We start from the raw sequence: 23,885 nt of genomic DNA, 5'->3' as shown, positions 1-23,885 counted from the left end.
CGATCGGGTGGTGAATCGTAACCTCGACTCTCAGGTGGGATGCCGGCTACGGCGCGGGCACCGTGATCTCGCCGCGCTCGGCGCGCAGCGCGATGTCGGTCCGGTGGTGCGAGCCGGCCAGGTGCACGCCCTCGAGCCTGCGGTAGGCGTCCTGGCGCGCCGCCGTCAGGTCGGTCCCGGTGCCCACCACCGACAGCACGCGGCCGCCCGCCGACACCACCGCGCCGTCGTCGCGCCGCCGGGTGCCTGCGTGCAGCACACCCTCCCCGTCCGCGCCCGTGATGACGTCACCGAGCCGCGGTGTCCCGGGGTAGCCCTCGGCGGCCACCACCACGGTGACGGCCGCCGCGTCGGCCCACTGCAGCGCAGGCTCCTCCGCGAGCCGCCCGGTGGCCGTGGCGTGCAGCAGGCGGGCGAGCGGGGTGCGCAGCAGCGCCAGCACGACCTGGGTCTCGGGGTCGCCGAACCGGCAGTTGAACTCGATCACGGCGGGTCCGGCCGACGTCAGCGCCAGCCCGGCGTAGAGCAGTCCGCTGAACGGCGTGGCGCGGCGCACCATCTCCTCCGCGACCGGCGCCACGACCGTGCGCACGAGGTCGTCGGCCAGGGACGGCGAGGCCCACGGCAGCGGCGCGTAGGCCCCCATCCCGCCGGTGTTGGGGCCGCTGTCCCCGTCGCCGACGCGTTTGAAGTCCTGCGCGGGCAGCAGCGGCACCACGGTGGCCCCGTCCACGAGGCAGAACAACGACACCTCGGGACCGTCGAGGTAGGACTCCAGCAGCACGGGGTGGCCGTCGTCGAGCAGGGTGCGGGCGTGCGCGCGGGCGACCTCGAGGTCGGCGCTGACGACCACGCCCTTGCCCGCGGCCAGCCCGTCGTCCTTCACGACGTAGGGCGGGGTGAACCGGGCGAGCGCGGCGTCCAGGTGGGCCGGGTTGTCCACGATCTCCGACGTCGCGGTGTTCACCCGGGCCGCCGTCATCACGTCCTTGGCGAAGCTCTTGGAGCCCTCGATGCGGGCTGCCGCGGCGCTCGGGCCGAAGCAGGCCACCCCGGCGGCGCGGACCGCGTCGGCGACGCCCGCGACGAGCGGCACCTCGGGGCCGACGACGACGAGGTCGGCCTTCCAGCTGATGGCCAGCGCGGCCGCGGCCGCGGGATCGGTGACGTCGAGGCCGCGCTGCTCGGCCACGGCGGCCGTGCCCGCGTTGCCCGGGGCGCACGCGAGCGCCGTCACCTCGGGGTCCTGCGCCATGGCGAGGACGATGGAGTGCTCACGAGCACCGGATCCGACGACCAGGACGCGCACGACCGAGGATCGTAGATCCCGGCCGAAGTACCCCATACTCCGCGTCCGTCGTTCACCATGTGGACCAGGTCCCGACACCACCGGTGACCGTCCCGTCGCTCGACTGAGGAAAGGTGCGCGCATGCCATCCCCCATCCGAGGGCTCGCCGTGGCCGCTCTCACCACCATCGCCCTCGCCACCGCACCGGCGGCCGCCGCACCGGCGCTCGCCGACCCCGCCCCCCAGGAGCACGAGGCCGACGAGAGCGTGCTCGTGATCGGGCACCGCGGTGCGTCCGGCTACCGCCCGGAGCACACGCTGGCCTCCTACGAGCTGGCCGCCCGCATGGGCGCCGACTACATCGAGCCCGACCTGGTCACCACGGCCGACGGCGTGCTGGTGGCCCGGCACGAGCCGGAGATCGGCGGCACCACCGACGTGGCCGAGCATCCGGAGTTCGCCGATCGGCGCACCACCAAGACGATCGACGGCGTCGAGTACACCGGCTGGTTCACCGAGGACTTCACCCTCGCCGAGCTGAAGACGCTGCGCGCGGTCGAGCGCATCCCGGACATCCGGCAGGAGAACACGATCTACGACGGCCGCTTCGAGGTCCCGACGTTCGAGGAGGTGCTCGACCTGCGCGAACGGCTGTCGAAGGAGCTCGGCCGCGAGATCGGCGTGTACCCGGAGACGAAGCACCCCAGCTACTTCGCGTCCATCGACAAGCCGCTGGAGCCCGCGCTCGTCGACACGCTCACCGACGCCGGCCTGAACCGCCCGATCGCCCCGGTGTTCGTCCAGTCGTTCGAGACGACCAACCTGCGCAAGCTGAACGACGAGCTGCGCGTGCCGCTCGTGCAGCTGGTGGGCGGCTCGGGTGCCCCGGCCGACCTCGAGGCGATCGGCGACCCCCGCACGTACGCCGACCTCGTGACGCCCGCCGGCCTGGCCGACATCGCGACCTACGCCGACGGGATCGGGCCCGACAAGAACCTGGTGATCGGCCGGGAGGCCGACGGCAGCCTGGGCGAGCCCACCTCGCTCGTCGCCGACGCGCACGCCGAGGACCTGCTCGTGCACCCGTACACGTTCCGCAACGAGAACGAGTTCCTGCCCGCCGACCTGCGCAGCGGTGCCGATGACACGGCCTACGGCGACATCTTCGCCGAGTACGAGGCCTTCTTCGCCGCGGGCGTCGACGGCGTGTTCAGCGACAACCCGGACACCGCGGTCGCCGCCCGCGCGTCCCGGTAGCCCGTCCCCCGCGAGTCGCCCGCTTTCAACCCGCGAGTCGCCCGATTCCGACCCGCGAGTCGCCCGATTCCGACCGGCGAGTCGCCCGATTCGTGCCCCCACGACGGCGACTCGCGTGTCCGGAACGAGCGACTCGCGGGCGTCTCAGGCGTGGCGGAGGAAGGCCGTGAGCAGGTCCGTCGTCTCCCCGGGGCGTTCCTCGTGCGGGAAGTGGCAGGTCGCGGGCAGGACGTGCATCCGGTGGGCGGGACCGGCCCACCGCGCCGAGGCCGCGGCCGTGCTCACCAGCACGCACGGGTCGTCGGCGCCGTGCACCTGAAGCACCGGCACCACCGGACGGCGCGCCACCGCGGCGGCGAACCGCGGGCCCTCCGCGCGGAACTGCGACCGCAGCGCCCAGCGGTAGTACTCCATGGCGCAGTGCACCACGCCGGGCACCTGGATGGCCCGGCGGTAGCGGTCCGCGGCGTCGGCGAAGTCGTCGGAGGATGTCCACTCCGGCCCGGACCAGCCGCGCAGGATCTCCTCGACGCGCGCCCCGTCGTCGGCACGCAGCGTCCGCTCGGGCCACCGGGGCAGCTGGAACGCCGACGCGTAGCTCGCCGTCGCCCGGCCCTGGCCGCGCGGCTCGCGCACGATGGCGCTGCGCAGCGCCAACGGGTGCGGGGCGCCGATCGCGGTGAGCGAGCGCACCAGCCGCGGGTGCAGTGCGGTGACGGTCCATGCGACCAGGCCGCCCCAGTCGTGCCCGACGACGTGCGCCCGCGGCTCGCCCAGTGCCCGGATCAACCCGGCGACGTCACCGGCGAGCGTCCAGAGGTCGTACCCGCGTGGGGGCTTGTCGGAGTCGCCGTAACCGCGCAGGTCCACCGCCACTGCCCGGTAACCACGCTCGGCGAGCGCATCGAGCTGGTGCCGCCACGCCCACCAGAACTCCGGGAAGCCGTGCAGCAGCACCACGAGCGGACCGCCACCGTCGCACTCCGCGACGTGCAGCCGGATGCCGTTCGCGGAGAGCGCGCGGTGGACCCAGGGCCCGGGCAACCGGACCGACGACGGGTCCGGACCGGCCGGGCGCACGTGCTCAGCGCGTGGTGCCGCGGTGTGCGCCACTCAGCTGGTGCGGCGGAACGCCGTCGGAGTCGGGCCTGCCGCGGTGCGACAGCACCTGCGCCGACTCCCGCAGGCTCTCGATCGTGCGCTCCGGCTTGCGGATCTTGCGGACCCGCCGGTAGCCGAGGAGCCCGAAGAGCCCGGCGGCGAGGAGCATCACACCGAAGACGATCGCGAACGCCGCCGACCGCGGCAGCCAGATGGCCAGCAGCTCGCCGAGGGCGAAGAACGCGAAGAACAGGCTGAACAGCAGGATCACCAGCGCGACGATGAAGAAGAGGCTGCCCTGCAGGCCCTTCTTCACCTCCTTGGTGATCTCGAGGCGCGCGAGTTCGACCTCGGCGCGCACCAGGGTGGAGACGTGGGCGGTCGCCTCGCGGACGAGACCGCCGATCGACTGCTCACCCACCGACTTCGCCGGCTCCGGCGAGAGCGGGATCGAGGGCAGCACGGGCGGAACGTCCGCGCCGCTGGAGCTGGTCGGGCTGGCCACCGCGGTCCTCCTGCACGAGCTGCTCGGGTGTCGATGATCGGGTCGCCATCCTTCCACGACGGCCCCCCCGATGCCCGATCAGGAGCACCGGGCGCGCCGCGGCGTCAGCCCGACGGGGTGCTTCTGTCGTCGTCCGGGGTGTCGTCGTCGCCATTGGCGGCGTGCACCCGGCCGCGCCGCACGAGCAGGGCTGCACCGATGATCGACGCGGCGGCGGAGGCGACCAGCACGGCGGCCTTCGCCGTCTCGAGCAGCGGGCCCTGGTCGGCCAGCGACAGCTCGGCGATGAGCAGGCTGACGGTGAACCCGACGCCGCCCAACATCGACACGGCCGCGAGGTCGCGCCAGCTCAACCCGCGGGGGCGGGACGCGGGCGTCAGGCGGATCACCAGCCACGACGAGCCGAAGATGCCGACGATCTTGCCGAAGAGCAGGCCCACGACGACGCCGAGCGCCACCGGCTCGTTCACCACGGCGCGCAGGGCCTCGGCACCGATCGGGACGCCCGCGGCGAACAGCGCGAACACCGGGACGCACAGCCCGGCAGACCACGGCTGCAGCCGGTGCTCCAGCCGGAGTGCGGGCGCGTACTCCTCGCCGCGGTCGGCGCGCACCCGGGTCAGGAGTCCCAGCAGCACGCCGGCGATCGTCGCGTGGATCCCGGCTTCGTGCACCGCGATCCAGGTGGCCACCCCGAGCGGCACGTAGATCCACCACGCCCGCACCCGCTTGCGCTGCAGCCACCAGTAGAGCGCTGCGGCCAGCACCACGGCACCGAGCGCGAGCAGGTCGAGGCCGGAGCTGAACAGCACCGCGATGACGACGATCGCCCCGAGGTCGTCGGCCACGGCGAGGCCCAGCAGGAACACCCGCGCGCCCACCGGCAGCGCGGACCCGGCGAGGGCCAGCACGCCGAGGGCGAACGCGATGTCGGTGGCCACCGGGATCGCCCACGCCTGCTCGAAGCCCGGCGAACCCCAGCTGACGGCGAGCGCGAGCCCGGCCGGGACGATCATGCCGCCGAGCGCGGCGGCCACCGGGAGCAGCGCCTGGCTCTTCGAGGACAGCTCGCCGATCACGAGCTCGCGCTTGAGCTCGAGCCCGACGACGAAGAAGAAGATGGCGAGCAGACCGTCGGTCGCCCACTCCGCGAGGGTGAGGTCGAGGTGCAGCGCCGCCGGGCCGACCACCGTCGTCCGCATCGCCTGATAGGCCTCAGCCCACGGCAAGTTGGCCCAGATCAGGGCGATCGCCGTGGCGACGAGGAGGACAATCCCGCCGACGGTCTCGGTGCGCAGGTACCGCGCGAACTCGTTGACGGGGGTGGTGAGGCGGCGAGCGTTCACGGGCGGCTCCGATGATCGCAGGGTCGGCAACGACGTTGCCGACCAGACTTCCCGGCGCACCTCGCGGAGACCCTAACCCAGATCGCGGACCGCCACCGGCCTTGCGAGATCCGCCACACTTCCCCCCGAGGCGCCGCGACCCGGACTCGCCCGCATCCGGACCCCGAGTCGCGGAGGGGACGCGCCCGACCCGCGTGAGTCGGGCCGAACGGGCCCGCGAGTCGGGCGGTTCGGACCCGCGAGTCGTGCGCCCGCGAGCCGGGGCAAGGGCCGAGGGGGAAGCCGCGCGGCCCGCCCTCAGTCCTCGGGCCGGGCGCGGAGCCGCTTGACCTGCCCCCGCCGCGTCTTCGCGTCCAGGCGCCGGCGCTTCGCCCCCGCGGACGGCCGCGTGGGCCGCCGCTTCGGCGGGTCGGCCGCGGTCGCCTCGCGCAGCGCCAAGGCAAGCCGTTCCCGGGCCGCCTCCCGGTTGCGCAGCTGGCTGCGGTGCTCGGACGCGACGACGGTGAGCACCCCGTCGACCAACCTGTCCACGAGACGGGTCAGTGCCCGCTCACGGAGATGCTCGGGAACCGACGGGGACCGCGCCAGGTCGAACGACAGCTCGACTCGCGAGTCGGTGGTGTTGACGCCCTGCCCACCCGGCCCGGACGCGCGCGAGAACCGCCAGTGCAGCTCACGGCCGGGCAGCACCAGCGGCCCGCGCACGGGGAGATCGCCGTCGGACACGCCTGCAGGATGCCCGACGGCGCCGCCCTCAGTCCTCCGACTTCCCGCTCTGCAGGCCCGCGGAGATGAGGTCCATGACCGACGAGTCGGCCAGCGTGGTGACGTCGCCCACCTCGCGGTTCTCCGCGACGTCGCGGAGCAGCCGGCGCATGATCTTCCCGGAGCGGGTCTTGGGCAGCTCGTCCACGACCATGATCTGGCGCGGCTTCGCGATCGGCCCGATCTCCTTGGAGACGTGGTCACGCAGCGCCTTGATCGCATCGGCGCCCTTGGCCTCGTCCTGGGCGATCCCGCCGCGCAGGATGACGAACGCGACGATCCCCTGGCCGGTGGTGGCGTCGGAGGCGCCGACGACCGCCGCCTCCGCCACGCTCGGGTGGCTCACCAGGGCCGACTCCACCTCGGTGGTGGAGATCCGGTGCCCGGACACGTTCATCACGTCGTCGACGCGGCCGAGCAGCCAGATCGCGCCGTCGGCGTCGTACTTGGCCCCGTCACCGGCGAAGTAGTAGCCCTGCTCCGCGAAGCGCGACCAGTACGTCTCCCGGTAGCGCTCCTCGTCGCCCCAGATCCCGCGCAGCATCGCCGGCCACGGCTTGTCGAGCACGAGGTAGCCACCGTTGCCGTGGCCCACCGGCTCGCCCGCGTCGTTGACGACCTCGGCGCTGATGCCGGGCAGGGTCCGCATGGCCGAACCCGGCTTGGCCGCGGTGACGCCGGGCAGCGGCGAGATCATGACCGCGCCGGTCTCGGTCTGCCACCAGGTGTCGACGATCGGGCAGTTGTCGCGGCCGATGTTCTCCCGGTACCACATCCAGGCCTCGGGGTTGATCGGCTCGCCGACGCTGCCCAGCACCCGCAGTGACGACAGGTCGTACTTCTCCGGGATCTCCTTGCCCCACTTCATGAATGTGCGGATCAAGGTGGGCGCCGTGTAGTAGATCGAGACGGCGTACTTCTGGATGATCTCCCAGTGCCGACCCTCGTGCGGGGTGTTCGGCGTGCCCTCGTACATCACCGACGTCGCCCGGTTGGCGAGCGGCCCGTACACGATGTAGCTGTGGCCGGTGACCCAGCCGATGTCGGCGGTGCACCAGTAGACGCTCTCGCCGGGCTTGTGGTCGAACACCGCGTTGTGCGTGTAGGCGCACTGGGCGAGGTAGCCGCCGGACGTGTGCAGGATGCCCTTCGGCTTCCCGGTGGTGCCGGAGGTGTAGAGGATGTAGAGCGGCTGCTCGGCGTCGAAGGCCTCGCAGGTGTGCTGGTCGGACTGGCGGTCGACGACGTCGTGCCACCACAGGTCACGGCCCTCGGTCCACGGCACGTCGGTCTCGGTGCGCTTCACCACCAGGACGTGCTCGATGGTCGAGGTGTCGGCCACCGCCTCGTCGGTGTTCTCCTTCATCGGGGCGGGCTTGCCGCGCCGGAACTGCCCGTCCGAGGTGATCAGCAGCTTGGCCTCGGCATCCTCGATCCGGGCCTTCAGCGCGCCCGGGGAGAACCCACCGAACACGACGCTGTGCATTGCGCCCAGCCGGGCGCACGCCAGCATGGAGAACACGGCCTCGGGGATCATGGGCAGCTGGATCGCCACCCGGTCACCGGCGCCCACCCCCAGCTCGGCCAGGGCGTTGGCCGCCTTGCACACCTCGCGCTGCAGGTCGGCGTAGGTGATGGTGCGGGTGTCGCCGGGCTCGCCCTCCCAGTGGAAGGCCACCTGTTCGCCTTGGCCCGCCTCGACGTGCCGGTCCACGCAGTTGTACGCGACGTTGAGCTTGCCGCCGACGAACCACTTGGCGAACGGGGCGTCCCACTGCACGACCTGGTCCCACTTCTGGTGCCAGTGCAGCCGCTCGGCCTGCTCGGCCCAGAACCCCTCCCGGTCGGCGTCGGCCCGGTCGTACCACTCGGCCGTGGCGTTGGCCTGAGCGGCGAACTCCTCGCTCGGCGGGAAGCTCCGGCTCTCGGTGGACAGGTTGCTCAGGGTCGGTTCCGCTGGTGTCGATCCCTCTGCGGCCATCTAGCCCTCCTGCTTCCGGGCGTACCCGGGCACCCCTGCCCGGGCCGCGCATTCATCGGGACAGACGCTAGTGCCCCGGATCACCCCACGCACCGTCACCTCCGGTCAGCCGAAGGCGACGAGCCGGACCGGTCGGCGGCCGGTGGACGGACGGTCGACCAGCGGTCGACCCGTCGCCGGGAGCGCCGCCCGCGGTGGCAGCATGCTCGGGTGACCCCGCGCAGCACAACCGATCCGCTGACGCCCCTGCTCGACCTGCCCGGCGTGTCCGAGGCCGTCACCGGCGCGCGCGATGCGCTGGTCGCGGTGCACAACCACCCGGTCAATCGGAGGGGCTGGCCGACGAGCGCGGCGGAGGCGAGCCTGCGGGCCGCTCGGGCCTCGGCGGCCCTGGACGGTGCGGCAATCGGCGCCGGTTCCACGGTGGACAGCCCGGTGCTCGCAGGCGCGGTCCGCGTCGCCGAGGAGTCGGGCAGGCTCCTCGGGGTGTGGCGGACGTCTCCGCTGCAGGCGCTCGCCCGCCTGCACGTCGTTGCCGCGGCGGATCTCGTTCCCGAGGAGCGCCACGACGCGGAGCTCGGCAGGCCGCGAGGGGGCGAGGGCGTGTCGGCCCGGCTCGGCCTGCTCGCAGACCTCGTGACGGGCGGCACGTCCGTTCCCGCCCCAGTGCTCGTCGCCGTGGTGCACGGCGAACTGCTCGCGCTCGCCCCGTTCCCGACGGCGAACGGCGTGGTCGCGCGCGCCGCCGCGCGGCTGACCGCCGTCGCCTGGGGCCTGGACCCGAAGGGGCTCGCTGTGCCGGAAGTGGGCCACCTGCGGCATGCGGCGGAGTACCGGAGGACGGCCGCGGAATTCGCCGAGGGCACGCCCCACGGGCTCGCCGCATGGCTCCTGCACTGCTGCGCGCAGTGGGAGGCGGGGGCACGGGAGGGCCAAAGCATCGCCGGCGCGCGGACATGAGGCGGGCGGTGCCCCCGTGAGGGAACACCGCCCGTCGAAGCGAGAAGATCGGATCCAGGCGTGCACTACGTGTCGTGGTAGTGGCCTCGGCGTGCGGCGTCCCGCGACGCAGGCCCACGACGACATGCCTCCCGCGGCGTGCTGTGCGTGGAGTTCCCGACCTTCTCGCACGGGCTGCTGAACGGGGTGGACGCTGCTTCTCTTCGCATCGCCCCTGGCCGACCAGGAGCCCGTGACCCCTTTGTAGCCCCGTGACCGGGACCACAGCAAGGGGTGAACCGCAGTGCACCGGTTCAGGTACGGAGGGTGGCGGTCAGGGCACCCCACCGAGGACTGGACGCGACAGCCGCCGGTGCCCGAACCAGCCCGCCCCCACCAACGCGGCCGCCACGACGATGCCGGCCGCCACGACGGGGGCGGGCGGCGCGGCGGGCCGGAACCGCAGCCGGACGGGATGGGCGAACGTGAGGATCGGCCAGCCGCGCAGCTCGGCCTCCCGCCGCAGCGCCCGGTCGGGGTTCACCGCGGTCGGGTGCCCCACGGCCTCCAGCAGGGGCAGGTCCGTGATGGAGTCGGAGTAGGCGCGGCAGTCCGCCAGCCGGTAGCCGCGCTCGTCGGCGATCCGCCGCGCTGCCTGCGCCTTCTCCTCGCCGTAGCAGTAGTACTCGATCTCCCCGGTGTACCGGCCGTCCGCCACCGTCATCCGGGTGGCGAGGCAGCGGTGCGCGCCGACGAGTGCTGCAATCGGCTCGACCACCTCCAGGCCCGACGCCGACAGCACGACCACCTCGTCCCCGGCCGCCCGGTGCTCCGCGATCAGGTCGGTTGCCTCGGCGTAGACCAGGGGCGCGACGATGTCGTGCAGCGCTTCGTCGACGATCGTCCGGATCTGCGCCACCTCCCACCCCGTGCACAGGGCCGACAGGCTGCGGCGCAGCGACTCCATGGTGTTCGCGTCAGCCCCGGAGAGCACGAGCAGCAACTGTGCGTAACCACTGCGGAGAGCGGCGCGCCTGGTGATCAACCCCTTCCGGAGGAACGGGCGACTGAACGCGAGCGCGCTCGATCCAGCGATGATCGTCTTGTCGAGGTCGAAGAACGCGGCGGCCCCGGACGGCGTCGACGACGGGGTCGGGGGACGGGGCGGGAGCGCACCGGACACGTCCGAGGAGCTTGCCAGAAAGCGCTTCGAAACCCGGACGGCGGCGTCCCGCTGCGGGTCCGTGCACAGATCGTGTCTCGAGGGACGCGCGTTGCGGCCCCGCACGGGCTACAGTTGGAGGTGCCCGGTCGTGTCCGGGCCAGGTTCAGCTCGACCCCCCGGAGCTGAACCGACGACGGCCCCCGCCAATCCCCCCTGGCGGGGGTCGTCCCATTGGATGCCCGCCCTCCGGTCAGCACGGAGCGTCGGATCCGCCGCCTCTGCCGGTCAGCAGTTGCTCACTTCCCGTCACCCTCACCGGTCGGTCAGGCGCGCTTGCATACGGCCGTCCGAGCCTTCGGCTCGCTACCCGTCGTGACGGCCCAGCGCCGGCAGTCGGCGTGCTCCGCCGACGCGATGCATCCGGCGAGCACACCCGTGGCACCGACGGGTCTGGTCGGCCGCCGACGCGAGGGCGCCCGCTCCCCCGAGATCGGCGGCGGCGCGAAGCACGCCAGCATGCCCGACACCACCGACATCGCTGACCCGGTCGAAGCGTTCCGCGCCACGTTGTCCACATCGTCCACCGGTTGTCCACAGCTTCGCGATCGGTCCGTCCCACCGCCCTCCCGCACCCCACCCTGAGATCGCCACTCCAGCCGGAGCGGCGTACCGAGGGAGGCGGCTGTGCAACGAAACGGGGCCGTACAGGAGAGCGCCGACGGGCGACGCGGGCTGGTCATGGTGTCGGATCCCGAGCTGCTCGACACGATCCTCCGGTTGGCGGCGGCCGCCGGGTGCGAGCTGCACCGCACGGTCGACGCCACGCAGGCCAGGGCGCACTGGCCACGCGCCCCGCTCGTGCTGCTCGACGCCCACGCCGCTCAGCAGTGCGCGCTCGCCGGCCTGCCCCGGCGCGCCGAGGTCGTCGTCGCGGTCCGCGGTGAGCCGCCGCCGGTCATCTGGCGGCACGCCGTCGCGGTCGGGGCCGAACACGTCATCTCGCTGCCCGAGGCCGAGTCGTGGCTCGTCGCGGCGCTCACCGAAGCGGCGGAGGGTTCGCGTCCCGGTGGCGCGGTGCTCGCCGTGGTCGGCGGCCGGGGCGGGGCCGGCGCGTCCGTGTTCTCCGCAGCGCTGGCCGTCACCGCGGTCCGCGACGGGGCGCGCGTGCTCCTCGTCGACTGCGATCCGCTCGGCGGCGGGCTCGACCTCGTGCTGGGCGCGGAGGACCTCGGCGGGCTGCGGTGGCCCGAGATCGGCGTCGGCGACGGGCGGGTGCCTGCCGCGGCGCTGCACGCGGCGCTGCCGGCACCCACCGTGGGTCGCCGCGGCGAGGGCGAGCTGGCGGTCCTGTCGTGCGATCGATCCCCGCACGGGCCGTCGCCGGTCGCCGTCCGGTCCGTGCTCGAGGCGGGCCGCCGCTCCGGCGACACCGTCGTGTGCGACCTGCCCCGCTATCCCACAGAGGCCGCGGTCACGGCCCTCTCGGCCGCCGACCTGGCAGTGCTCGTGGTACCCGCCGACGTGCGCTCGTGCGCGGCGGGGGCCAGGGTCGCGGCCGTCCTCGCCGAGCACGGTGGCCGGGTCCGGCTCGTGGTGCGCGGGCCCGCGCCCGGCGGCATCGACGCGGCCGAGGTGGCCAGAGCGGTGGGCCTGCCGCTGCTCGCGGCGATGCGCCCGGAGCCGGGCCTGTCCCGCGCGCTGGAGCAGGGCACCGCCCCGGGCCGGCCCAGAGGGCCGCTCGCCGCTGCCGCTCGCACCGTCCTGACCGAGCTGCGCGTCGTCACGGGCACGGGGGCCGCGTCGTGACGGCGCTCGCGGTGTTCCCCGGCCCGGACCATCCTCCAGGATCACCGTCGGCGGCGGCGCTGGTCGATCGGGTGCGCTCCCGGCTCGCCGCCTCCGGCGGCGAGATCAGCCCGGCTGCCGTCGCCTCGGCCGTCCGCGCCGAGTCCGGTGGGGTGGCATCCGACCTCGACGTGCTGTCCGCGCTGCGGGTGCTGCGCCAGGAGTTCGTCGGCGTGGGGCCCCTCGACGACCTCCTGCGCGATCCGCGCACCACCGACGTGCTGGTGTGCGGGCCCACATCGGTCTGGGTCGACCGGGGGTCCGGGCTGGAGCCCACCGGCGTGCGGTTCGCCGACGACGCGGCGGTGCGGAGGCTCGCCCAGCGGCTCGCCATCGCGGCCGGGCGGCGGCTCGACGACGCGAGCCCGTACGTCGACGGGTGGGTGGCGGAGGCGGGCGTACGGCTGCACGCCGTGCTGCCACCGGTGGCCGCCGACGGCACCTGCCTGTCGCTGCGGGTCCTGCGTCCCGCCGCCCACGATCTCCCCGCGCTGCGGGCGCTCGGCACCGTTGACGCCACCGGCGAGGCACTGCTGCGGGCCGTGCTCGCCGCGCGCCTGGCGTTCCTGGTGTCCGGCGGCACCGGCACCGGCAAGACCACGATCCTGGCCGCCCTGCTCAGCGCCGTCGACCCCCGCGAGCGGATCGTCTCGGTGGAGGACGCCGAGGAGCTCCGGCCCCGGCATCCGCACGTGGTGCGGCTCGTCGCGCGCCCGGCCAACATCGAGGGCGCAGGCGGCGTGGTGCTCCGCGACCTCGTGCGCCAGGCGCTGCGGATGCGCCCGGACCGCCTCGTCGTGGGCGAGGTGCGCGGGCCGGAGGTCTGCGACCTGCTCGCCGCGCTCAACACCGGGCACGACGGCGGTGCGGGCACCCTCCACGCCAACTCCGCTCGCGAGGTGCCCGCCCGGATGGAGGCGCTCGCCGCCACCGGTGGTCTGCCACGGGCGGCCCTGCACAGCCAGCTCGCCGCGGCCGTCCAGGTGCTGTTGCACATGCGCAGGCTGGCGTCCGGGGCGCGGGTCCTCGACGTCGTCGGAGTGCTGACCCGCGACGCGGCGGGCGTCGGCGTCCGGCCGGTGTGGACCCGCACGGGCGGGTGGACGGGCGAGCGCGACGACCTGGCGACGCTGCTCACCGACCGCGGGGTGGGGGTGCCGTGGTGAGCGCGCTCGCCTGCCTGGCGCTGGCCGCGGCGGCGTGCTGCGCACCCGTGCCCGCGGCGGCGCGGTTACGCGCGCTCTGGCCGACACCGGCGCGGCGGTGGCCCGGACCGCGTTCGCTGGCCGGACCGGTCGTGCTCGGTGCGGTCGCCGGCGCCGTGCTCGCCGGACCGGGCGGAGCGGTGGCCGGCGTGCTGCTCGCCGTCACGTTGCGGCACCGCAGGGCCCGGGCACGGGCGACGAGCGCGGCGGCGGCGGCATCGAGCGAGTTGGCCGACGCGGTGGGCCGCATCGCGGAGGAGCTGCGGGCGGGGAGCCACCCGGCCGCGGCACTCGCGGGCGTGCGCGCCGACGGTCCGTTGGCACAGGAGATCCTCGCGCCGGCCGCGGCGGCCGCCCGGCTCGGCGACGGTGTAGCGGCGGCCCTGCGGCGGGGCGCTGGCGAGCCGGCCCACGTGGGCGGCGACGTCGAACGGGTCGCGCTGGCCTGGACCTTGGCCGAACGGCACGGCATTCCGCTCGCCGAGCTGCTCGGGCGGGTGCACGAGGACATCCGGTGGCGCGTGCGCTTCGGGGCCACGGTCCGGGCCCAGCTCGCCGGGCCGCGGGCCACCGCGACAATCCTCACGGCGCTCCCGCTGCTCGGCATCGGCCTCGGGCAGCTGGTTGGGGCCGACCCGATCGGTGTGCTCCGCGGCGGCGCCCTGGGGCAGGTCCTCCTGGTCGTCGGCGTCGCGCTGGCGGCAGCAGGCATGGCCTGGGCCGAGCAGATCCTCCGGGCGGCGGTACCCCGATGATCACCGGTACCGCGCCGATCGTGGCTGCGACCGCACTCCTCCCCGTCACCGGCGCCCATCCCCGGGCCGTCCCCCACGCCGTGCTCGCCGCGGTGCTCCTTGCCGCGGCCCTGCTCGTCGTCGGCGGACGTCCCGCTCGCGCCCGGCTGCGCGTCCTGAACGCGCCGGCACCGCACGCCGCGCAGGCCACGCCGGTCCGCCCGCTGCGCGCTCCGTTCGTGGCCGTGGGCGCGCTGGCGGTCGGAGTGTTCGGTGCGGTCGTCGGAGGGGCGGTGCCGGGGATCGTGCTGGCCGCTGCCACCGCCGGGGTGGGCGGCTACGTCGCCCACCGGGGCGGCGCCCGGCCCGGGCCGGTCCAGGAGCAGGCAGGCGAGCTGGCAGGCAGTTGGGAGCTGCTCGCGGTGTGCCTCGAGTCCGGTCTACCCGTCGCCGCGGCGGTGTCGGCGGCGGCCGAACCACTCGACGGCTCGGTGGGCGCGCTCCTGCGACGTGTGTCCGGGCTGCTCGAGCTCGGCGCCGATCCGGCGGGCGCCTGGCAGGGCGCCGAGGAGGTCCCCACCCTTGCGACGTTCGCCAGGGCGGCCGGGCGGTCGGCGGGCACCGGCGCTGCGCTCGCCCAGGTGGCGCGCGCCGAAGCCGCTCGCATCCGGGCCGAGCTCCTCGACTCCGCCCAGTCGAAGGCCCAGCGGGCCGCGGTGCTCGTCGCCGGCCCGCTCGGACTGTGCTTCCTGCCCGCATTCCTCGTCCTCGGGATCGCCCCGGTCGTCATCGGCCTGGCGAGCGAGGCACTGGCGCAGTGGTGAGCACCGCGCCCGACACGAGAAGGAAAAGGAGATCATCATGTCCCGTTCCACAGCACCCGTCCTGCAGGCCCTCGCGTTCCGGTTGCGCAGGCTGCGCGCGGACGACTCGGGGATGAGCACCGTCGAGTACGCGATCGGCACGGTGGCGGCCGCCGCCTTCGCCGCCGTGCTCTACGCCGTCGTCACCGGCGAGAACGTCGTCGGTGCGCTCACCGAGCTCGTGGAGCGCGCCCTGTCGGCGACCTTCTGATGGGCGGGAGAGCGCCGGCCGGCAGCCGGCGGCCCGTCCGGCGCTCTCCCCTCCGGAGCGTCCGGGCCGGTCGCGGTGGGCGCGACCGGGGTGCCGTTTCGGTGGAAGCCGCGCTGGCCCTGTGCGGTCTCGCGGTCTTCCTCGCGCTCGCGGTAGGGACGATCGTCACGGTCACCGGATCGATCCGCTGCGTCGACGCGGCTCGCGAGCTCGCACGCCTGGCCGCCCGGGGCGAGCCCGAGCGGGGACGCGCCGTCGCCGCCGAGCTCGCGCCGAGCGGTGCGCGTCTGGAGCTGATGCGCGAAGCGGACGTCGTGGTCGCCGTGGTGTCGGCCGACGTGCTTCGTCCGATCCCGCTGCGGATCGGCGGGCGGGCGGTCGCCGCGCTCGAACCCGGGGCGGAGGCGACATGAGCCGGCCACCGGAGCAACGTGCAGGCGAGACTCGGGGCCCGGCCGGGGGCGACTCGCGGTGGTCGGCCGACGACGGGGTCGCCACGGTGTGGGCGGCCGCCGGCGTTGCGGTGATCGCCGTCGCGCTCCTGGTCGGGCTGCATCTCGGGGCCGCCGTCGCGGCCCGGCACCGCGCCGAGGCCGCCGCCGACCTGGCCGCGCTCGCCGCAGCGGGCCTCGCGGCGCAGGGCGCCCCGGCCGCGTGCGCACGGGCTGGGGAGATCGCCGCTGCGATGGAGTCCGTGGTCGCCGGATGCGCGCTGTCGGGATGGGACGCGCTCGTGGAGGTCCACGTGGACGTCCCCCTCGCCTTCGTCGGCGGCGGCACCGCGGTCGGCCGCGCCCGCGCAGGGCCCGCCGCACACGAGCCGGACGCTCCCGGTGCCCTCGCCCCGGCCGGCCGGCGCCGTATGGTCACTCCGGGCGGAGGAGGACGTGCCCCGTCCGGGGGACGCATTGCCATCGCGATGCGCCGCCCGGCGACAGGGCGAGACCTCTCGCCCTCACCAGGGCCGGAAAGCCCTGGTGCCGCCGGCCGAGACGCACCGGCGCCCCGCCGACGGCGAGCGGTCGATCCGCGTGGACGGGCGGGCCCGCTGCGCCGCGCCCGGGCGCACAGGCCGGCCGGATCGGCCGCCCGACGACTCGGCGCAGTACCGCAACGCTCGTCGTGGCGACCGGACCGATGGGCGACCACCACTGGCGACGCAGAGGATGTGCGCGCCTACTGGACGTGGCCCCGGGCGGCTCCGGCCCCCGGAACCACGAACTCGCTCCCCAGACTGCGGTGGGGCCGGTGCGTTCCCCCGACGCCCACCCCGAACCCGGTTCCATCGCGCTCCGGCCGCTGCCGGCCGGCCCGGCCCCCGACGTGGCCGGCCGGCGGCGGCCCGATCCGGCGGCTACTGCCGCTGCGGGGATCCCGCCGGCGGCCGCGACAGCGCAGCCAGGACGACGTCGAGCACCACCACCGCACCCGCCTTGTCCAGTGGCGCGTTGCCGTTGCCGCACTTCGGCGACTGCACGCAGGACGGGCAGCCGGTGCGGCACTCGCAGTCGCGGATCGCGGCCCGGGTGGCCGCCAACCACCGGGCGAGCACCGCGTGGCCGCGTTCGGCGAAGCCCGCGCCACCGGGGTGCCCGTCGTGGACGAACACCGTGGGCCGTCCCGTGTGGGGGTGCAGCGCCGTGGACATCCCCCCGATGTCCCAGCGGTCGCAGATGGCGAACAGCGGCAGCAGGCCGATGGCGGCGTGCTCGGCGGCGTGCAGGGCCCCGGGGATCCGCGCGGGCGGGATCCCGGCGTCGACGAGCGCCGCGTCGTCCACGTCGTACCAGACTCCGCGGGTGCGCAGGGTCTGCTCGGGCAGGTCGAGCGGCACCGTCTCCAACACGGTGCCGTCGGGGGTCCGCCGCTGGTAGGCCACCACCTGCGAGGTCACCGTCACCTCGCCGAACGACACCCGCACCACGCCGTGGTCGCGATGCGCCAGCACTCGCGCCACCTCGACGTCGGCCGTGGAGCGCGCATCGGTGCGCCAGTCCGGGTCGGCGGGCCGCACCAGCGCGACCCCGGCGTCGAGGTCGAGCTCCTCCACGAGGTAGCTCTCCCCCCGGTGCAGGTACACGGCTCCGGGGTGGGCGGTGGCCGGGGCCGACGGGCCGTCCACCGTGCCGAGCATCCGGCCGGTGTCCGCCTCCACCACGGCGACCTGGCCGAGGCCCGACCCGCGGATGTCCACGGAGCCCGCCGGGCGCTCCCGCGTGGACGGCCAGAACCAGCCGGTCGGCCTGCGGCGCAGGGCGCCGTCGCGCACGAGCTCGTCGAGCACGGCCTCGGCGGGCGCCCCGCCGAACACCTCGGCCACGTCGCGTTCGGTGAGCGGCAGCTCGGCCGCGGCGCACACGAGCTGGGGGCCGAGGACGTACGGGTTCTGCGGGTCGAGCACACAGCCCTCCACCGGGGCGCCCAGCAGGGCCTCGGGGTGGTGCACGAGGTAGGTGTCCATCGGGTCGTCCCGAGCCACGAGCACCACCAGGGCCTCGTCGCGCGCCCGGCCCGCCCGGCCGGACTGCTGCCAGAACGAGGCCCTCGTGCCCGGGAACCCGGCCACCACCACGGCGTCGAGCCCGGCGATGTCCACCCCCAGCTCGAGGGCGTTGGTGGTGGCGACGCCGAGCAGCTCACCGCTGATCAGGGCCGCCTCCAGCGCGCGGCGCTCCTCGGGCAGGTAGCCGCCCCGGTAGGCGGCCACCCGGCCCGCGAGGTCGGCGTCGACGTCGGCCAGCAGCCGCTGCGCTCCGAGTGCGGTCACCTCCGCGCCCCGGCGGGAGCGTACGAACGCGAGCGTCCGGGCCCCCTCCACCACGAGGTCGGCGAGCATCCGGGCGGCCTCGGTGCCCGCGGCCCGGCGTACCGGAGCGCCGTTCTCACCCGACAGCTCGGGCAGCAGCGGCGGCTCCCAGAGCGCCACGATGCGGGCCGCGGCGGGCGAACCGTCCTCGGTCACCGCCACCACCTCGCGGCCGGTGAGGCGGGAGGCGAAGGCCGCGGGACCGGCCACGGTGGCCGACGCGAGCACGATCGTGGGCCGCGACCCGTAGCGGGCGCACACACGCAGCAGCCGGCGCAGCAGCAGGGCCACGTGCGAGCCGAACACGCCGCGGTAGGTGTGGCACTCGTCCACCACCACGAACCGCAGCTTCCGCAGGAACGCGGCCCACCGGCCGTGGGCGGGCAGCACCGAGCGGTGCAGCATGTCCGGGTTGCTGAACAGCCACCGGCCGTGCCGGCGCGCCCAGTCGCGGGCCTCGGCCGGCGTGTCGCCGTCCAGCGGCGCCGTCCGCACGCCGGGGAGGCCGAGCGCGTCGACCGCGCGGAGCTGGTCGGCGGCGAGCGCCTTCGTCGGCGACAGGTAGAGGGCCGTGGCGCGGGGCTCCTCGGCGAACCGGGCGAGCACGGGGAGCTGGTACGCCAGCGACTTCCCGGACGCCGTGCCGGTGGCCACCACCACGTCGTGGCCGGCGTGGGCCAGCGAGGCCACCTCGGCCTGGTGGCTCCACGGGGCGGTCACGCCGCGGCCGACGAGCGCCTCGCGGACGTCCGCCGGCACCCACTCCGGCCAGTCGACCGCGTGCCCCGCGCGCTCGGGCAGCCGCACGGCGTGCCGCAGCGGACTGTCGACGTCGCTGCTGTGCAGCTCGTCGGGCGCTCCGGCCAGGCGATCGAGGGCGGTTTCGTCGACGGCCGACCCGGCCAGCACGCGACGCAGCAGGAGTGCGCCGCGGCCGGTCGCCGGCGCAGCGCCGACCGTCCGACCGCTCCCGATACCCACGGTGTCCGAGGTTGGCACACCGGGCCGACACTCAGCCCAGGGCCTGCACCGTCGCGGTCGCGATCGCGTTCAGCTCCTGGCGGGCGGCCTCCCAGCCCGGTCCGCGCGGCACGCGGGTCAGCAGCGCCACCACGAAGCGCTGCTCGGCTCCGACCGCGCCGGTGCTGTGGAGGTAGTACTGCCCGCTGAAACAGCACATCCAGCCCTGCTTCGCCACCGCACCGGGCCCCTCCGGCCCGGCCACCGCCGGGGCGAGCAGGCCGTACGCCTGGTCGAAGCCGTCCCCTGCGACGGTGGGCGCCGCGGCCATCGCCGAGATGAGCAGTTCGCGGTCGGTGTCGGGCATCTCGTCGAGGATGTGCTGCCAGATGCGCACCGTGTCGGCGGCCGGCACGGACATCTCGCCCCACTGCGACGGGTCGCGCGGCGCCGAGGTGCCCTCGAGACCCAGCCGCGAGCTCAGCCGCCCGGCTGCGCCCGCCCCGTCGAACCGCGTCCACAGCATGTTCATCGCGCTGTCGTCGCTCGGGCCGAGCGCGCGGCGGACGAGGTCGAGGTCGGCGTCGGACACGGCGAGCCCTTCGAGGTGCCTGCGGTCCAGCATGTCGACGATCACGACGACCTTGGACAGCGACGCGGTGTAGTACGGCTCTGTGCCACGGCTGCCGACGGCGGTCTCCCCGGTGGCGCGGTCGTGGACGGCCACGGCCAGCTCGGTGGCCGGGGCGGCGGCGCTCTCGGCGGCCTGCACGGCGGCGGCGGCCAGCCCGGTCAGCGGCTCGGGCGGCGCGGGGGGGACGGCCGGGCCGGGCGCCTCGAGCAACCGCGGGCCGGACGCCGCGGCGGCGGGCGCGAGCGGTTCGACCGGGACGCGGTCGGCGACGAACCGGCTGAGTACGGCGCCGCTGCCGTCGCCGGACGTGGCGATGATGGGCACCGCGAGCAGCAGCGCGAGCGCGCACGCGGCACTGAGCAGGCGCCACCTGCGCATGTGGGCGCGTCGCGTCACACTGGCATCACGAGCGATCCCACGAAAAAGTTCGCACTGCACAGATCTGGCCGCATTTCGTGATGAGATCGTAATCTTTACGCAATGCATCCCCTCCGCTGCGGGCGGTTGTGCGATCTACCTCATACACTGCACGCGCCTGCACCGGTCCGACCTGCGGTGACGGGTGTTGTCGAGACGCCAGGGTTGTCGTCTGCGTGCCCTGGCCCGGTATTTCACTGAACCAGGAGGACGGATGTCCGTGCCCACCCCCGCCGAGAGCATCACGCTCGAGGCGAGTGACTACACCATCGTCGGTGTGGTCGCGGTGGTCGCGCTCGCCGCCCTGGCCATCGGCTACGTACTGCTCCGGGAGGTCCTCGCCGCAGGCGAGGGCACCTCGAAGATGCAGGACATCGGCCGAGCGGTCCAGGAAGGCGCCGCGGCGTACCTCAACCGCCAGTTCCGCACGCTCGGCGTCTTCGTCGTCATCGTGTTCGTCCTGCTCTTCGCGCTCCCAGCGGAGGACATGGGCGAACGAATCGGGCGGTCCATCTTCTTCGTCATCGGCGCGGTCTTCTCCGCCACCATCGGCTACCTCGGCATGTGGCTGGCCACGCGCGCGAACATCCGGGTGGCAGCGGCCTCCCGCGAGGCGGGCGGCCGGGAGAAGGCCATGCGCGTCGCGTTCCGCACGGGCGGCGTCGTCGGCATGTTCACCGTCGGCCTGGGCCTGTTCGGCGCGGCCGTGGTGGTGCTGGTCTACGCGGGCCAGGCCCCGCGCGTCCTCGAGGGCTTCGGCTTCGGTGCCGCACTGCTCGCCATGTTCATGCGTGTCGGCGGCGGCATCTTCACCAAGGCCGCCGACGTGGGAGCCGACCTGGTCGGCAAGGTCGAACAGGGCATCCCGGAGGACGACCCGCGCAACGCCGCCACGATCGCCGACAACGTGGGCGACAACGTGGGCGACTGCGCCGGCATGGCGGCCGACCTGTTCGAGTCCTACGCGGTCATGCTGGTCGCCGCGCTGATCCTCGGCACCGCGGCGTTCGGCCTGCACGGTCTGATGTTCCCGCTGATCGTCCCGGCCATCGGGGTCCTCACGGCGGTCATCGGCGTCTACATCACGCGCGCCCGCCCCGGCGAGGGCGGGCTGCGGGCGATCAACCGCAGCTTCTACATCTCGGCGGTCATCTCCGCCGTGCTGTGCGTGGTCGCCGCGTTCCTCTACCTGCCCGGCAGCTTCGGCGCCCTGAACGGCCCGACCGACCCCGACGTCGTGCCCGCGATGGCGGGAGCCGACCCGCGGCTCCTCGCATCGGCCGCCGTGATCATCGGCATCGTGCTGGCCGCGGTCATCCTGTGGCTCACCGGCTACTTCACGGGCACGGAGCACAAGCCCGTCAAGGACGTCGGGCAGTCGTCGCTGACCGGTGCGGCCACCGTCATCCTCGCGGGCATCTCGATCGGTTTCGAGTCGGCGGTCTACACCGCGCTCGTCATCGGCGCCGCGGTGTTCGGGGCGTTCACCCTGGCCACCGGGTCGATCACGGTCGCGCTGTTCGCGGTGGCTCTGGCCGGCACCGGCCTGCTCACCACGGTCGGCGTGATCGTCGCGATGGACACCTTCGGCCCGGTCTCGGACAACGCGCAGGGCATCGCCGAGATGTCCGGCGACGTCGAGGGCGACGGCGTCGACATCCTAACCGAGCTCGACGCGGTCGGGAACACCACGAAGGCGATCACCAAGGGCATCGCGATCGCCACGGCGGTGCTCGCCGCCACGGCGCTGTTCGGCTCCTACCGCGATGCGATCAACAGCGCGCTGGCGGAGGCGGGGCAGGCGGCAGGCGAGATCGGCACGGCGTTCGCGTACGAGGTCTTCGCCCCGAACACGCTCGTCGGCGTGATCATCGGCGCTGCCGTGGTGTTCCTGTTCTCCGGCCTGGCGGTCAACGCCGTCACGCGGGCGGCGGGCGCGATCGTGTTCGAGGTGCGCCGCCAGTTCCGGGAGAACCCCGGGATCATGGAGGGCACGGTCCGCCCCGAGTACGGCCGTGTGGTGGACATCTGCACGCGCGACTCGCTGCGCGAGCTCGCCACCCCCGGCCTGCTGGCGATCTTCGCCCCGATCGCCGTCGGCTTCGGCCTCGGCGTCGGCCCGCTCGCCGGGTACCTGGCGGGCGCCATCGCCACCGGCACCCTGATGGCCATCTTCCTGGCCAACTCCGGTGGCGCGTGGGACAACGGCAAGAAGCTCGTCGAGGACGGCAACCACGGCGGCAAGGGCTCGCCCGCGCACGAGGCCACCGTCATCGGCGACACCGTCGGCGACCCGTTCAAGGACACCGCAGGCCCGGCGATCAACCCCTTGATCAAGGTGATGAACCTGGTCTCGGTGCTGATCGCCCCGGCGATCGTGACGTTCTCGGTGGGCGAGTCCGCGTCGACCCCGCTGCGGATCGGGATCGCGCTGGTCGCGGCCGCGATCATCGTGGCGGCGATCGTCGTGTCGAAGCGGCGCTCGGCGTCGATCGCCGACACCCCCGTGGAGCGCACCGTCGGCTGACGGCGACGCGTCGTCCACACCGGAGGCCGTCCACCCGTACGGGTGGGCGGCCTCCGTCGTTGGACAGGGCACCAGCACCGCACACCTTCCGGAGGCCCCATGCGGACCCGCAGGTTCGGCGGCACCGTCGCCGCGTCGCTCGCCCTCCTCGTCGCCGGCTGCGGCGGCGGGTCCGCAACCGCCGATCCCGTCGCATGGACCGACGAGGTGTGCGGGGCGCTGACGGGGTTCACCCGGGTCGTCACCGCCCAGCCGCAGATCGATCCCGCCGATCCCGTCGCCGCCGTGCGGACCCTCGACGGCTGGTTCGGCTCCACCACCGCCGAGCTGCAGCGCTCGATCGCGGCGCTCGACGCGGTCGGGGCCTCCCCGGTGGACGGTGGCGACCAGTACGTGACCAGGCTCCGGGAGGCGCTGAGCAGCATGCAGGCCGGCTTCGAGGACGCCAGGACGCGGCTCGACACCGCCGACACCTCGAGCCCGGCCGCGCTCGCCGCCGCCTTCCCCGCCGTCGTGGCGCCCTTGCAGGACCTGCGGGACGTGCCCGATCCCACGGAGGGGCTCCAGGCCGACGACGCGCTGCGGACGGCGGGCGAGCAGGCGCCGAACTGCCGCGCGCTCCGGACGGCGGGTGCACCGGCCGGTTGAGAGCAAGGGGCCCTTCGCCGCGCATCACCCGGTCGGGGCAAACTGGCGCCGACCACGTCCCCACTCCGCCGGGAGCAGCCGCATGCCCCGCTCCATTCCCTCCGGCCTGCTCCTGTCGGTCCTCGCCGCGCTGGCGCTGAGCACGGGCTGCACCACCACCGTTGCCGGCACGCCCTCCTCAGCGGGCGCCGGGGCCGGCGCACCGGCGGCCGGGGACCCGGTGGCGTGGGTGGACCAGGTGTGCGGCGCGCTGCTGCCCGTCATCCGCACGGGGGCGAATCCGCCACAGCTGGACCGGGCCGTGGATCCCGCCGAGCTGGTCGGCACCCTGAGCGAGTACCTCGGGGAGGCCGAGGCGTCCGCCGACTCCGCGATCACGGGCATGGCCCAGGTCGGGCCGTCCCCGGTGGCTGGTGGCGACGAGATCGTCACCGAGCTGAGCGGGGCGCTCACGACGTTCCGGACGTCGTTCCAGGAGGCCAGGACGCAGCTCGACGCGATCGACACCTCCGATCCGGATGCTCTCGCCACGGGGTTGCCGGCCGCGATCGCGCCGCTGCAGGAGCTCGCCACGCTGCCCGACCCGACTGCGGACCTGCAGAACACCGCCGAGCTCGACCGGGCGAGCCGGGAGGCACCCAACTGCCAGGAGATCGAGAACCTGCTCCCGAGCTGACCGGCGGCGCG

General features: G+C 74.5%; 20 protein-coding genes and 1 pseudogene. 12 read left to right on the top strand and 9 right to left on the bottom strand.

What is annotated here, in order from left to right:
• Positions 1 to 46: 46 nt before the first annotated feature.
• A complete protein-coding gene (gene purD, locus KME75_RS13095) occupies positions 47 to 1,309 on the bottom strand; it encodes a phosphoribosylamine--glycine ligase (RefSeq protein WP_219414890.1) in 1,263 nt (420 codons plus the stop codon).
• Between the two features lie 121 nt (positions 1,310 to 1,430).
• On the opposite strand from purD, the gene KME75_RS13090 reads away from it, so the two are divergent.
• Positions 1,431 to 2,546 (top strand): glycerophosphodiester phosphodiesterase, encoded by a 1,116-nt coding sequence (locus KME75_RS13090; protein WP_219414889.1) that lies wholly within the window; start codon positions 1,431 to 1,433, stop codon positions 2,544 to 2,546.
• A 144-nt stretch (positions 2,547 to 2,690) separates the two neighbouring features.
• Here the strand turns inward: KME75_RS13090 and KME75_RS13085 are convergent, their stop codons facing one another.
• The 5 genes from KME75_RS13085 to acs all read right to left on the bottom strand — a co-directional run bounded on the left by KME75_RS13085 (position 2,691) and on the right by acs (position 8,244).
• Positions 2,691 to 3,626, bottom strand: coding sequence for an alpha/beta fold hydrolase (locus KME75_RS13085; protein ID WP_219414888.1), 936 nt, complete (start codon positions 3,624 to 3,626; stop codon positions 2,691 to 2,693).
• Positions 3,627 to 3,630: 4 nt separating this feature from the next.
• Entirely contained in the window at positions 3,631 to 4,152 is a 522-nt protein-coding gene (locus KME75_RS13080) for a phage holin family protein (protein WP_219414887.1), read from the bottom strand.
• Between the two features lie 104 nt (positions 4,153 to 4,256).
• Positions 4,257 to 5,498 carry a Na+/H+ antiporter NhaA gene (gene nhaA, locus KME75_RS13075; protein ID WP_308282735.1) on the bottom strand — a complete coding sequence of 414 codons (1,242 nt, stop codon included), beginning with the start codon at positions 5,496 to 5,498 and terminating at the stop codon, positions 4,257 to 4,259.
• A gap of 297 nt (positions 5,499 to 5,795) precedes the next feature.
• Complete coding sequence (gene arfB / locus KME75_RS13070) at positions 5,796 to 6,224, bottom strand: alternative ribosome rescue aminoacyl-tRNA hydrolase ArfB (protein WP_219414886.1); 429 nt, start codon at positions 6,222 to 6,224, stop codon at positions 5,796 to 5,798.
• A gap of 28 nt (positions 6,225 to 6,252) precedes the next feature.
• Complete coding sequence (acs, locus tag KME75_RS13065) at positions 6,253 to 8,244, bottom strand: acetate--CoA ligase (RefSeq protein WP_219414885.1); 1,992 nt, start codon at positions 8,242 to 8,244, stop codon at positions 6,253 to 6,255.
• Positions 8,245 to 8,454: 210 nt separating this feature from the next.
• Between acs and KME75_RS13060 the strand changes: the two genes are divergently transcribed.
• A complete protein-coding gene (locus KME75_RS13060; protein WP_219414884.1) occupies positions 8,455 to 9,204 on the top strand; it encodes an oxidoreductase in 750 nt (249 codons plus the stop codon).
• 313 nt (positions 9,205 to 9,517) lie between these two features.
• On the opposite strand, the gene KME75_RS13055 is transcribed toward KME75_RS13060, so the two are convergent.
• Positions 9,518 to 10,366 (bottom strand): HAD family hydrolase, encoded by an 849-nt coding sequence (locus KME75_RS13055; RefSeq protein WP_308282734.1) that lies wholly within the window; start codon positions 10,364 to 10,366, stop codon positions 9,518 to 9,520.
• Positions 10,367 to 11,032: 666 nt separating this feature from the next.
• Between KME75_RS13055 and ssd the strand changes: the two genes are divergently transcribed.
• From ssd to KME75_RS13020, 7 genes and pseudogenes are all read left to right on the top strand, one after another.
• Entirely contained in the window at positions 11,033 to 12,154 is a 1,122-nt protein-coding gene (gene ssd, locus KME75_RS13050) for a septum site-determining protein Ssd (protein ID WP_308282733.1), read from the top strand.
• A gap of 11 nt (positions 12,155 to 12,165) precedes the next feature.
• On the top strand, positions 12,166 to 13,359 hold the full coding sequence (locus KME75_RS13045) for a TadA family conjugal transfer-associated ATPase (RefSeq protein ID WP_219414900.1): 1,194 nt from the start codon (positions 12,166 to 12,168) through the stop codon (positions 13,357 to 13,359).
• A complete protein-coding gene (locus tag KME75_RS13040; RefSeq protein WP_219414883.1) occupies positions 13,356 to 14,153 on the top strand; it encodes a type II secretion system F family protein in 798 nt (265 codons plus the stop codon). Before KME75_RS13045 ends, KME75_RS13040 begins: the two co-directional genes overlap by 4 nt.
• Before the next feature lie 20 nt (positions 14,154 to 14,173).
• Positions 14,174 to 14,956: a type II secretion system F family protein gene (locus KME75_RS13035; RefSeq protein WP_308282732.1), complete on the top strand. Its 783-nt coding sequence runs from the start codon at positions 14,174 to 14,176 to the stop codon at positions 14,954 to 14,956.
• A 37-nt stretch (positions 14,957 to 14,993) separates the two neighbouring features.
• On the top strand, positions 14,994 to 15,206 hold the full coding sequence (locus KME75_RS13030; protein ID WP_219414881.1) for a DUF4244 domain-containing protein: 213 nt from the start codon (positions 14,994 to 14,996) through the stop codon (positions 15,204 to 15,206).
• A 101-nt stretch (positions 15,207 to 15,307) separates the two neighbouring features.
• On the top strand, positions 15,308 to 15,619 hold the full coding sequence (locus KME75_RS13025; RefSeq protein ID WP_219414880.1) for a TadE family type IV pilus minor pilin: 312 nt from the start codon (positions 15,308 to 15,310) through the stop codon (positions 15,617 to 15,619).
• Positions 15,616 to 15,954: pseudogene (locus KME75_RS13020) on the top strand (Rv3654c family TadE-like protein); the annotation flags it as partial. The gene KME75_RS13025 and the pseudogene KME75_RS13020, both read left to right, overlap by 4 nt.
• A gap of 606 nt (positions 15,955 to 16,560) precedes the next feature.
• On the opposite strand, the gene sftH reads toward KME75_RS13020, so the two are convergent.
• Both sftH and KME75_RS13010 read right to left on the bottom strand, forming a co-directional pair.
• On the bottom strand, positions 16,561 to 18,930 hold the full coding sequence (gene sftH, locus KME75_RS13015; protein WP_372452592.1) for a DEAD/DEAH box helicase: 2,370 nt from the start codon (positions 18,928 to 18,930) through the stop codon (positions 16,561 to 16,563).
• Between the two features lie 94 nt (positions 18,931 to 19,024).
• Complete coding sequence (locus KME75_RS13010) at positions 19,025 to 19,984, bottom strand: serine hydrolase (RefSeq protein WP_219414879.1); 960 nt, start codon at positions 19,982 to 19,984, stop codon at positions 19,025 to 19,027.
• A 253-nt stretch (positions 19,985 to 20,237) separates the two neighbouring features.
• On the opposite strand from KME75_RS13010, the gene KME75_RS13005 reads away from it, so the two are divergent.
• The 3 genes from KME75_RS13005 (at position 20,238) to KME75_RS12995 (ending at position 23,874) form a co-directional block, all read left to right on the top strand.
• Positions 20,238 to 22,550, top strand: a complete 2,313-nt coding sequence (locus tag KME75_RS13005; protein ID WP_219414878.1) for a sodium-translocating pyrophosphatase — start codon at positions 20,238 to 20,240, stop codon at positions 22,548 to 22,550.
• 99 nt (positions 22,551 to 22,649) lie between these two features.
• The gene (locus KME75_RS13000; RefSeq protein WP_219414877.1) at positions 22,650 to 23,198 is read left to right on the top strand and encodes a hypothetical protein; all 549 of its coding nucleotides are present in this window, start codon (positions 22,650 to 22,652) and stop codon (positions 23,196 to 23,198) included.
• 82 nt (positions 23,199 to 23,280) lie between these two features.
• Positions 23,281 to 23,874, top strand: a complete 594-nt coding sequence (locus tag KME75_RS12995; RefSeq protein ID WP_219414876.1) for a hypothetical protein — start codon at positions 23,281 to 23,283, stop codon at positions 23,872 to 23,874.
• The last annotated feature ends 11 nt before the right edge of the window (positions 23,875 to 23,885 follow it).

The organism is Pseudonocardia nigra (genome assembly GCF_019396355.1).
Classification (GTDB): domain Bacteria; phylum Actinomycetota; class Actinomycetes; order Mycobacteriales; family Pseudonocardiaceae; genus Pseudonocardia; species Pseudonocardia nigra.
The sequence above is the reverse complement of the archived record's forward strand: the minus strand, read 5'-3'. Positions and strand labels throughout refer to the sequence as shown.

Excerpts from the sequence above, each read along its gene's own strand:
- KME75_RS13090 (WP_219414889.1), top strand. The coding sequence starts at position 1,431 with ATGCCATCCCCCATCCGAGGGCTCGCCGTGGCCGCTCTCACCACCATC.
- acs (WP_219414885.1), bottom strand. The coding sequence starts at position 8,244 with ATGGCCGCAGAGGGATCGACACCAGCGGAACCGACCCTGAGCAACCTG.
- KME75_RS13030 (WP_219414881.1), top strand. The coding sequence starts at position 14,994 with ATGTCCCGTTCCACAGCACCCGTCCTGCAGGCCCTCGCGTTCCGGTTG.
- KME75_RS13010 (WP_219414879.1), bottom strand. The coding sequence starts at position 19,984 with ATGCGCAGGTGGCGCCTGCTCAGTGCCGCGTGCGCGCTCGCGCTGCTG.
- KME75_RS13005 (WP_219414878.1), top strand. The coding sequence starts at position 20,238 with ATGTCCGTGCCCACCCCCGCCGAGAGCATCACGCTCGAGGCGAGTGAC.
- KME75_RS13000 (WP_219414877.1), top strand. The coding sequence starts at position 22,650 with ATGCGGACCCGCAGGTTCGGCGGCACCGTCGCCGCGTCGCTCGCCCTC.
- KME75_RS12995 (WP_219414876.1), top strand. The coding sequence starts at position 23,281 with ATGCCCCGCTCCATTCCCTCCGGCCTGCTCCTGTCGGTCCTCGCCGCG.